Annotated in this window: 9 protein-coding genes and 1 pseudogene; 1 reads left to right on the forward strand and 9 read right to left on the reverse strand. The window is 62.3% G+C overall.

The window, feature by feature from the left end; translation table 11 throughout:
* The first annotated feature begins 424 nt into the window (after nt 1-424).
* Nucleotides 425-1,684 carry an OprD family porin gene (locus tag OQK_RS04605; protein ID WP_016771334.1) on the forward strand — a complete coding sequence of 420 codons (1,260 nt, stop codon included), beginning with the start codon at nt 425-427 and terminating at the stop codon, nt 1,682-1,684.
* A 76-nt stretch (nt 1,685-1,760) separates the two neighbouring features.
* On the opposite strand, the gene pcaC is transcribed toward OQK_RS04605, so the two are convergent.
* From pcaC to OQK_RS31010, 9 genes and pseudogenes are all read right to left on the reverse strand, one after another.
* The gene (pcaC, locus tag OQK_RS04610) at nt 1,761-2,153 is read right to left on the reverse strand and encodes a 4-carboxymuconolactone decarboxylase (RefSeq protein ID WP_007917093.1); all 393 of its coding nucleotides are present in this window, start codon (nt 2,151-2,153) and stop codon (nt 1,761-1,763) included.
* A 10-nt stretch (nt 2,154-2,163) separates the two neighbouring features.
* Entirely contained in the window at nt 2,164-2,955 is a 792-nt protein-coding gene (pcaD, locus tag OQK_RS04615) for a 3-oxoadipate enol-lactonase (RefSeq protein WP_016771335.1), read from the reverse strand.
* An 11-nt stretch (nt 2,956-2,966) separates the two neighbouring features.
* Nucleotides 2,967-4,331 carry a 3-carboxy-cis,cis-muconate cycloisomerase gene (locus OQK_RS04620; protein WP_016771336.1) on the reverse strand — a complete coding sequence of 455 codons (1,365 nt, stop codon included), beginning with the start codon at nt 4,329-4,331 and terminating at the stop codon, nt 2,967-2,969.
* A gap of 45 nt (nt 4,332-4,376) precedes the next feature.
* Nucleotides 4,377-5,672 carry an MFS family transporter gene (locus tag OQK_RS04625; protein WP_016771337.1) on the reverse strand — a complete coding sequence of 432 codons (1,296 nt, stop codon included), beginning with the start codon at nt 5,670-5,672 and terminating at the stop codon, nt 4,377-4,379.
* A 262-nt stretch (nt 5,673-5,934) separates the two neighbouring features.
* Complete coding sequence (gene pcaG, locus OQK_RS04630) at nt 5,935-6,501, reverse strand: protocatechuate 3,4-dioxygenase subunit alpha (protein WP_016771338.1); 567 nt, start codon at nt 6,499-6,501, stop codon at nt 5,935-5,937.
* Between the two features lies 1 nt (nt 6,502).
* Nucleotides 6,503-7,207 carry a protocatechuate 3,4-dioxygenase subunit beta gene (gene pcaH / locus OQK_RS04635; RefSeq protein WP_016771339.1) on the reverse strand — a complete coding sequence of 235 codons (705 nt, stop codon included), beginning with the start codon at nt 7,205-7,207 and terminating at the stop codon, nt 6,503-6,505.
* Between the two features lie 36 nt (nt 7,208-7,243).
* Nucleotides 7,244-8,449 carry a 3-oxoadipyl-CoA thiolase gene (pcaF, locus tag OQK_RS04640; protein ID WP_177318469.1) on the reverse strand — a complete coding sequence of 402 codons (1,206 nt, stop codon included), beginning with the start codon at nt 8,447-8,449 and terminating at the stop codon, nt 7,244-7,246.
* On the reverse strand, nt 8,446-9,225 hold the full coding sequence (locus OQK_RS04645) for a CoA-transferase subunit beta (protein WP_016771341.1): 780 nt from the start codon (nt 9,223-9,225) through the stop codon (nt 8,446-8,448). The genes pcaF and OQK_RS04645 overlap by 4 nt, the downstream gene beginning before the upstream one ends.
* Nucleotides 9,225-9,549 (reverse strand): annotated as a pseudogene (locus OQK_RS31010) (3-oxoadipate--succinyl-CoA transferase); the annotation flags it as partial. The gene OQK_RS04645 and the pseudogene OQK_RS31010, both read right to left, overlap by 1 nt.

The raw sequence follows: 9,549 nt of genomic DNA on the forward strand, positions 1-9,549 counted from the left end.
TGTTCTGATCATCGGCTGACTACATCAAGCCCACCATTTCGGTGGGCTTTTTGTTGCCTGTCGCAAAGGTTTGGCGGCCGAACTGGCCTCTTCGCGAGCAGGCTCGCTCCCACAGGGGAACGCATTCCAGTTGTGGGAGCGAGCCTGCTCGCGAAGAGGACCTCACACTCACCACAAATCCGCATGAATCTTGCGTTCGATAACCGCCCAAAACCCGCTTTCAGCAATTGAACCCGAACACACTGGCCCTTCACCATTCGAACCAGAAAACCAATAACAACAAGGTTCGACACCATGCTCCAGCGCCCTGCCCCGCCCGGCTGACCGCCACCGCTGCATCTCAGATCTGCATCATGTTGCCTGCGCCGCATCCGCCGCGACAGCGCCGCCGTTCGCCCTAAAAAAACAAGAGAGACCCAAGTCCATGACAGTTTTCCCTGTGCCCTACGCATTGCCCGCTGTGATCGCCCTGGCCATCGCCGGTCTGGCCCTGCCGGCAAGCGCCGAAGAAGGCGGCTTCGTTGAAGGCGCCAAGGTCAACCTCAACCTGCGCAACTTCTACATCAACCGCAACTTCACCAACCCGACCAAGGCCCAAGGCAAGGCTGAGGAGTGGACGCAGAGTTTCATCCTCGATGCCAAATCCGGCTTCACCCAAGGCACCGTCGGTTTCGGCATGGACATACTCGGGCTGTATTCGGTCAAGCTCGATGGCGGTAAGGGCACGGGCGGCACGCAGTTGTTGCCGCTGGACCATGACGGCCGCCCGGCGGACAACTTCGGCCGCACCAACGTCGCGTTCAAGGCCAGACTTTCGCAGACCGAGGTCAAGGTCGGCGAGTGGATGCCGGTGCTGCCGATTCTGCGTTCGGACGACGGTCGCTCGCTGCCGCAAACCTTCCGTGGCGGCCAGATCACCTCGAAGGAAATCGCCGGCCTGACCCTCTATGGCGGCCAGTTCCGCGCCAACAGCCCGCGCGACGACAGCAGCATGAGCGACATGTCGATGACCGGCAAAGCCGCGTTCACCTCTGATCGTTTCAACTTCCAGGGCGGCGAATACCTGTTCAACGACAAGCGCACGCAGATCGGCTTATGGAACGCGCAGCTCAAGGACATCTACAGCCAGCAGTACCTCAACGTACTGCACAGCCAGCCGCTTGGTGACTGGACGCTGGGCGCCAACCTCGGCTTTTTCTACGGCAAGGAAGATGGCAGCGCGCGTGCCGGCGATCTGGACAACAAGACCTGGTACGGGATGTTTTCGGCCAAGTACGGCGGCAACACGTTCTACCTCGGCCTGCAAAAACTCACCGGCGACAGTGCATGGATGCGCGTCAACGGCACCAGCGGCGGCACCTTGGCCAACGACAGCTACAACGCCAGTTATGACAACGCTCAGGAACGCTCCTGGCAGTTGCGCCACGACTACAACTTCGCCGCCATGGGCATCCCCGGCCTGACCCTGATGAATCGCTACATCAGCGGCGACAACGTGCACACCGGGACGATCACCGACGGCAAGGAATGGGGCCGCGAATCGGAACTCGGTTACACGGTGCAGAGCGGCACGTTGAAGGATCTGAACGTCAGATGGCGCAACTCGACCATGCGCCGCGACTTCAGCAACAACGAGTTCGATGAAAATCGCCTGATCGTCAGCTACCCGATCAGCCTGCTGTAACCAAGCATGCTCCCACAGGGAAGTGCATTCCAATGTGGGAGCGAGCCTGCTCGCGAAGGCGTCAGTGGCAACAACCTCACTCGCGGGATTCAACCCCGAGTTCATCCCACACCGATTCGGCCAGATGAAACGTCGCGTTCGCCGCCGGAATTCCGCAGTAGATTGCGCTCTGCATGATCACTTCCTTGATCTCGCCACGGCTGACGCCGTTGTTGGCTGCCGCGCGCAGGTGCAGTTTCAGTTCGCCCTCGCGGTTCATGCCGATCAGCATGGCGATGGTGATCAGGCTGCGGGTGTGCCGGGGCAGGCCCGGGCGGGTCCAGATGTCGCCCCAGGCGTGGCGGGTGATCATCTCCTGGAATTCCGAGTTGAACTCGGTCAGCGTGGTCAGGCTGCGATCGACGTGGGCATCGCCCAGCACCGCGCGGCGGACTTGCATGCCTTCGTCGTAACGTTGTTTCTCGTCCACAAATTCTTCCTCACTGAGCCTGCAGAAACGCCAGCACACGGTCGCTGAAAGCGGCACCGGCCTGCACGTTGGACAAATGCGCCGCATGGAACTCGGCGTACTCGGCACCGCGCACGTGGTCGCGGATGAAGTGCCCGCCGGACGGCGGCGTCACCGCATCTTCGCTGCCGGCAATCACCAGCAACGGCACGTTGATCGAAGCCAGTTGTTCACGGAAATCGGCATCGCGCACGGCAGCGCAGTTGGCCGCATAACCTTGTGGATTGGTCGCGGCGAGCATGTCGGTAATCTTCTTCGCCGCCTCGGGATGCGCTGCGGAAAAGTCCGGGGTAAACCAGCGCGCAATCGAGGCATCCCGCAATGCGACCATCGCCGCCGGGCCGTCGCGCAACACGGTTTCGATGCGCGGATTCCACACCGACGGATCGCCGATTTTCGCCGCCGTGTTGCACACGATCAGTTTGTGCAGACGATGGCCTGCGTTGATCCCCAGCCACTGACCGATCAGCCCGCCCATCGACAGCCCGCAGAAATGCGCGCGCTCGATATGCAGCGCATCGAGCAGACCGAGCACGTCGCGACCGAGTTGTTCGATGCTGTACGGCCCCTCAGTGACCAGCGATTGCCCATGGCCGCGCGTGTCGAAACGCAGCACGCGGAAATGCTCGGTGAACGCCGGCATTTGCGCGTCCCACATGTGCAGGTCGGTGCCCAGCGAGTTGGACAGCACCAGCACCGGCGCCTCCGCCGGGCCCTCAATTTCATAGTGCAGTTCGCCATCGGCGAGTTGAACGAAAGCCACAGCCCTCTCCTTCAGACAGTCAAAGCGTTGTGTTCAGCCACCGCGCGCTCGACCCAGACTCGCGCCTGGCCAAGGTAATGCGCGGGGTTCAGAAGATCATCGAGTTCAGCGCCACTGAGTTCGGCGGTGACTTGCGGCTCGTCAGCGAGCACCGCACGCAAATGGCGTTGCTCGGCCACTGCACGTTTGCAGCATTGTTCGAGCAGATGATGTGCGGTGTCGCGGCCGACGCGTTGGGCAAGCACGATGCTCACCGCTTCGGCCAGCACCAGGCCTTGGGTCAGTTCGAGGTTGCGGGCCATGCGCGCCGCGTCGACTTCCAGACCGTCGGCCAGCAAGCGCGCCTGTTGCAGCGAACCGGACACCAAACAGCAGATCTCCGGCAGGGTTTCCCATTCGGCGTGCCACAAACCGAGGCTGCGTTCGTGCTCCTGCGGCATCGCGCTGAACAGCGTCGACACTAGCCCCGGCACCCGCGTGGCCGCGCCGATCAGCACCGCCGCGCCGACCGGATTGCGTTTGTGCGGCATGGTCGATGAACCACCCTTGCCCGGTGCCGCAGGCTCGAATACTTCCGCTGCTTCGGTCTGCATCAACAGGCTGATGTCGCGGCCGAATTTGCCGAGGCTCCCGGCGATCAGGCCAAGCACGGCGCCGAATTCAACGATGCGGTCACGCTGGGTGTGCCACGGTTGCTCGGGCAGGGTCAGTTGCAGCTCTTCGGCCAATGCTTTGGCGATCGGCAACGCCTGTTCACCCAGCGCCGCGAGGGTGCCGGAGGCGCCACCGAATTGCAGCACCAGCAGACGCGGTTTCAGTTGTTGCAGACGCTGACGGCTGCGCGTGACGGCGCCCAGCCATCCGGCGATTTTCATACCGAGGGTCACGGGCGTGGCGTGTTGCAGCCAGGTGCGCCCGGCCAGTGGCGTGGTGGCGAAACGTTGTGCCTGAGTGGCGAGCGAGTCGGCCAGTTGCGCCAGTTGGTCTTCGATCAGCGCCAGCGCCTGGCGCAATTGCAGGACCAGCCCGGAATCCATCACGTCCTGACTGGTCGCGCCCAGATGCACATAGCGCTCGGCTTCGGCATCGCTCGAAGCGATCTGCTTGCCCAAAGCCTTGACCAGTGGAATCGCCGAATTGCCGGCCGTGGCAATCGCCTCGCCCAGCGCTGCGAAGTCATACAGACTGGCGTCGCATGCTGCGGCAATCGGTGCCACGGCCGATGAAGGAATCAGCCCGACCCGCGCCTCGGCCCGGGCCAGCGCCGCTTCGAAATCGAGCATCGCCTGCACCCGGCCCTGATCGCAGAACACTTCGCGCATATCGTGGGCGGTGAAGTAGGCATCGAACAATTGATTGCCCGGTCGCTGAGTCATAAACAGTCCTTGCCGGCGCGAGCCTCGCAGCCCGCGCACATGGGTTTACAGATCGTGGTGCAGATACTTTGCCTGCTTGGGCAAACGCAGGCTGAACAGGAAGGCCACCGCCATCATCGCCGTGACGTACCAGTAGAAGGCGTTTTCCATGCCGCCGGCCTTGAGGCTCAGGGCCACAAACTCTGCCGAACCACCGAAGATTGCATTGGCCACCGCGTAAGCCAGGCCGACACCGAGGGCGCGGACTTCCGGCGGGAACATCTCGGCTTTTACCAGACCGCTGATCGAGGTGTAGAAGCTCACAATCGCCAGCGCCAGGGTGATCAGTACGAAGGCGAGGAACGGGCTGGTGATGCTTTTCAGGCTGAGCAGAATCGGCACGGTGAACAGCGTGCCGAGGGCGCCGAACCAGAGCATCGAGTTCCGTCGGCCGATCTTGTCGGCGAGCATGCCGAACAACGGCTGCATGCACATATACAGGAACAGCGCGCCGGTCATGATGTAGCTGGCGGTCTTGGCGTGCATGCCGGCGGTGTTCACCAGGTATTTCTGCATGTAGGTGGTGAAGGTGTAGAAAATCAGCGAGCCGCCGGCGGTGTAACCGAGGACGGTGATGAACGCCGCTTTGTGATCGCGAAACAGTGCAGTGATGCTGCCGGCGTCTTTGTGTGCGCGAGTTTCCTCGTTGGTGGTTTCCTTCAGCGAACGACGCAGGAACAGCGAAATCAGCGCCGCCACCGCACCGACCACGAACGGAATCCGCCAGCCGTAGGCACGCAGGTCTTCTTCAGTGAGGAACTGTTGCAGCACCACCACCAGCGACACCGCCAGCAGTTGTCCGCCAATCAGCGTCACGTACTGGAACGAGGCGAAGAAACCGCGCTGGCCCTTGAGCGCAACTTCGCTCATGTAGGTCGCGGTGGTGCCGTACTCGCCGCCGACCGACAGACCTTGCAGCAAACGCGCGAACAGCAACAGCACCGGCGCCCAGACGCCGATGTCCTTGTAGGTCGGCAGACAGGCGATCAGCAACGAGCCGAAGCACATCATCAGAATCGAGATGAGCATCGAGTTCTTGCGCCCGTGCTTGTCAGCGACCCGGCCGAAAATCCAGCCACCAATCGGCCGCATCAGGAACCCGGCGGCGAACACGCCAGCGGTGTTGACCAGTTGCACGGTGGGGTTATCGGAGGGGAAAAACGCCGGGGCGAAATAGATCGCGCAGAAGGCGTAGACGTAGAAGTCGAACCACTCGACTAGATTGCCGGAGGAAGCGCCGACGATGGCAAAGATGCGCTTGCTGCGCTCTTCGCCGGTGTAGTGGGAGGTGGTGGTTGTCATTGTTTTTTCACTCGATAGGGACAGTCACAGTCTAGACATACTTTGCAACAGTCCCGTTCCACATTGGATCATCACCCGCGTCTGGATCAGCCTTTGTGGCGAGGGGATTTATCCCCGCTCGAGTGCGAAGCACTCGCAAATCAGATACACGCGGTTCATCTGAATACCGCGCCGACTGGTTTTTGGGGCTGCTTCACAGCCCAGCGGGGATAAATCCCCTCACCACAGGGACTCTGTCCTGCAGGGGATCTGGGGTGTTCTCTCAATAATCGAAGAACACCGTCTCGGCATCGGTGCCCTGCAGAACTACATTCCACTGGTACACACCCGACGCATCCGCCTTGGCCAGCAACGTCTGGCGACGCTCCGCCGGCACACACTCGAGCAACGGGTCAGCAACGTTCGCCGATTCGCCCTCAAAATAAATCCGCGTCAGCAAATGCTTGACCAGACCACGAGCAAACACCAGCACCACCAGATGCGGCGCCTGGGTCGAGCCTTTCAACCCCGGCACAGAGCCCGGTTTGATCGTGGTGAAACGGAAGCGCCCTTTGGCGTCGACCGGCACCCGACCGAAACCTTCAAAATTCGGGTCGAGTGGCTTGTCCTGCTGATCTTCCGGGTGGTCGTACTTGCCGGCGGCGTTGGCCTGCCAGACTTCGAGCATGGCGTCGTTGACGACATCGCCATTGCCGTCCACCACTTGGCCGGTGATTGCTACGCGCTCGCCGAGGGTCAGCTCGTTGGCCAGGGTTTCGCGGTTCAGCCAGGTCAGGCCGATGTGGTAATACGGCCCGACGGTGTGGGACGTGGTCGCATAGAGCGTCATCTTATTTCTCCATCGGCGTGGCTTCACGGCCGCGCAGCACGATGTCCCAGCGGTAACCGAGGGCGTAGGACGGAATGGTTTTTTCCAGATCGAAAGCAGCGATCAGGCGTTCCTTGGCCGAGGTGTCCGGCACGCAGTTGTAGATCGGGTCATACGCCAGCAGCGGGTCGCCGGGGAAATACATTTGCGTGACCAGTCGGGTGAGGATGCTCGGCCCGAACAGGGAAAAGTGGATGTGCGCAGGGCGCCAGGCGTTGTGGTGGTTGCCCCACGGATAGGCGCCGGGCTTGATGGTCTGGAACTGGTACCAGCCATCGGCATCGGTGACGGTGCGGCCGGTGCCGGTGAAGTTCGGGTCCAGCGGCGCGTCGTGCAGGTCGCGGGCATGGTTGTAGCGGCCGGCGGCATTGGCCTGCCAGATCTCCACCAGAATCCCCGGTACCGGCAGGCCATCTTCGTCGAGCACGCGGCCGTGAATGATGATGCGCTCGCCCAACGGTTCGCCGTCGTGCTGTGCGGTCAGGTCATTGTCCTTCTCGGCAACGTGTTCGGCGCCGATGGTCGGCCCGGTGATTTCCGAGAGTGAATGGGGCAGGTACACCAAAGGCTTGGACGGCGAGCGCAGGTTGGTGGATTGATACGTCGGGTGCAGGTAGTCAGGCTGAGTGCCTGCCTGTGGGCGACGGTAACCAGGCTTGTCAGTCATTTCGCTTTCCTCAGTTCTTGTAAGTGCCGCAGCGCGTCAGACACGTTCGATGGCCAGGGCCAGACCCTGGCCAACACCGACGCACATGGTCGCCAGACCTTTCTTGCCGCCAGTCTTTTCCAGATGATGCAGGGCGGTCAGCACCAGCCGCGCACCGCTCATACCCAACGGGTGACCGAGAGCAATCGCGCCGCCATTCGGGTTGACCTGCGGCGCGTCATCCGCCAGCCCCAGTTCACGCAGTACCGCCAGACCTTGGCTGGCAAACGCTTCGTTGAGCTCGATCACGTCGAAATCGCTGACCGCGACGCCAAGGCGCTCGGTCAGTTTGCGCACCGCCGGCACCGGGCCGATGCCCATCACCCGTGGTGCGACGCCGGCGCTGGCCATGCCGAGCACTTTTGCGCGGGCGGTCAGGCCGTGTTTTTTCACCGCTTCGGCTGACGCCAGAATCAGCGCAGCAGCACCATCGTTGACCCCGGAGGCATTGCCGGCGGTGACGGTTTTATCCGCGCCATTGACCGGTTTCAGTTTCGCCAGCGCTTCAATCGTAGTGTCGGCGCGCGGATGTTCGTCCTCGCTGACCACGGTTTCGCCCTTTTTGTGGGCGATGCGCACTTCGACGATTTCTTCAGCGAAGTAACCGGCAGCCTGCGCGGCGGCGGTACGTTGCTGACTGCGCAGAGCAAAGGCGTCCTGATCTGCGCGCGAAACCTTGTAGTCGTCGGCAACGTTATCAGCAGTCTGCGGCATGGCATCGACGCCGTACTGCGCCTTCATCAGTGGGTTGATGAAACGCCAGCCGATGGTGGTGTCTTCCAGTTTAATGTTGCGCGAGAACGCCGCGTCGGCCTTGCCCATCACGAACGGTGCGCGGGACATCGACTCGACGCCGCCGGCAATCGCCAGCTCCATTTCGCCACTGGCGATCGCACGGAATGCGGTGCCGATCGCATCCATGCCCGAAGCGCAGAGGCGATTGAGCGTAACGCCGGGCACGCTGTCCGGCAGACCCGCCAGCAGCAGCGCCATGCGCGCAACGTTGCGGTTGTCTTCGCCGGCCTGGTTGGCGCAGCCGAGGAACACCTCATCGACGGCGTTCCAGTCCACCGATGGATTGCGCTCCATCAGGGCCTTGATCGGCACGGCGGCCAGGTCATCGGCGCGCACGGCGGACAGTGCGCCGCCGAAACGGCCAATAGGGGTGCGAATCGCATCGCAGATATACACGTCACGCATCATGCTTCTCCCGGTGCCTGACCGTGGGCGGCAGCGGTGCGCGCTTCAAGATCACGCAGTGCGGTCAACTCGACTTCGGTCGGCTCAGCGGTGGTTTCAACGGAGTCGGCAAAACGAATCGCCCAACCGGTGGCGGCGACCACTTGCTCGCGGGTCACGCCCGGATGCAGCGCGGTGACCACGAATTCGTGGGTGCCCTCCTCCGGTTCCATGATGCACAGGTCGGTGATGATGCCCACCGGCCCAGCGCCCGGCAGGCCCAGACGTTTACGCGAATCGCCACCTTCGCCGTGACCGACCGAGGTGATGAAGTCGAGCTTGTCGACAAACGAACGCGCCGACTGTTTAAGGATGATCAACACGCTTTTCGCCGAACCGGCGATCTCCGGCGCGCCACCGGCACCCGGCAGACGCACTTTTGGCGCGTGGTAGTCGCCGACCACGGTGGTGTTGATGTTGCCGAAACGGTCGACCTGCGCGGCGCCGAGAAAACCGACGTCGATGCGCCCGCCCTGCAGCCAGTAGCGAAAAATCTCACCGGTCGGCACCACCGTGTCGGCGGTCTCGGCCAACTCGCCGTCACCGATGGACAGCGGCAGTACGCTCGGCTTGGCGCCAATCGGGCCGGATTCGTAGATCAGCACTACGTCCGGCGATGAAGTCAGGCGCGCGAGGTTGGCGGCTTTCGATGGCAGGCCGATGCCGACGAAGCATACCGAGCCGTTCTTCAGGCGCCGGGCCGCCGCGACGGTCATCATTTCATTGGTGGTGTAAGTCATTACTTGGCCTCCGAAGCAGCGGCCAATTTGGCCTGGAATTCGCTGAAGTCAGCGCAGCCATGGATGTATTCGTTGATCCACGCGGTAAACGTCTCACGGTCGCGAGCGATCGGGTCCCACGCCTGATAGAAACGATTGTCACGCTCGGTGTAACCGTGGGCGTAGGACGGGTGCGCGCCGCCGGGTACATGGCACACCGCGCTCAAGGCCCAGGTCGGCAGTACGCAAGCGTTCATCGGTGCGTTGAGGTCGTCGACGATTTCTTCCACGGTGACGATGCAACGCTTGGCCGCCAGCGCGGCTTCTTTCTGCACACCGAGAATG

Source organism: Pseudomonas sp. R62, from assembly GCF_000257605.1.
GTDB lineage: Bacteria > Pseudomonadota > Gammaproteobacteria > Pseudomonadales > Pseudomonadaceae > Aquipseudomonas > Aquipseudomonas atacamensis.

Coding starts and splice junctions, on each gene's coding strand:
- OQK_RS04605 (WP_016771334.1), top strand. CDS start 425: ATGACAGTTTTCCCTGTGCCCTACGCATTGCCCGCTGTGATCGCCCTG.
- OQK_RS04620 (WP_016771336.1), bottom strand. CDS start 4,331: ATGACTCAGCGACCGGGCAATCAATTGTTCGATGCCTACTTCACCGCC.
- OQK_RS04625 (WP_016771337.1), bottom strand. CDS start 5,672: ATGACAACCACCACCTCCCACTACACCGGCGAAGAGCGCAGCAAGCGC.
- pcaG (WP_016771338.1), bottom strand. CDS start 6,501: ATGACGCTCTATGCGACCACGTCCCACACCGTCGGGCCGTATTACCAC.
- pcaH (WP_016771339.1), bottom strand. CDS start 7,207: ATGACTGACAAGCCTGGTTACCGTCGCCCACAGGCAGGCACTCAGCCT.
- pcaF (WP_177318469.1), bottom strand. CDS start 8,449: ATGATGCGTGACGTGTATATCTGCGATGCGATTCGCACCCCTATTGGC.
- OQK_RS04645 (WP_016771341.1), bottom strand. CDS start 9,225: ATGACTTACACCACCAATGAAATGATGACCGTCGCGGCGGCCCGGCGC.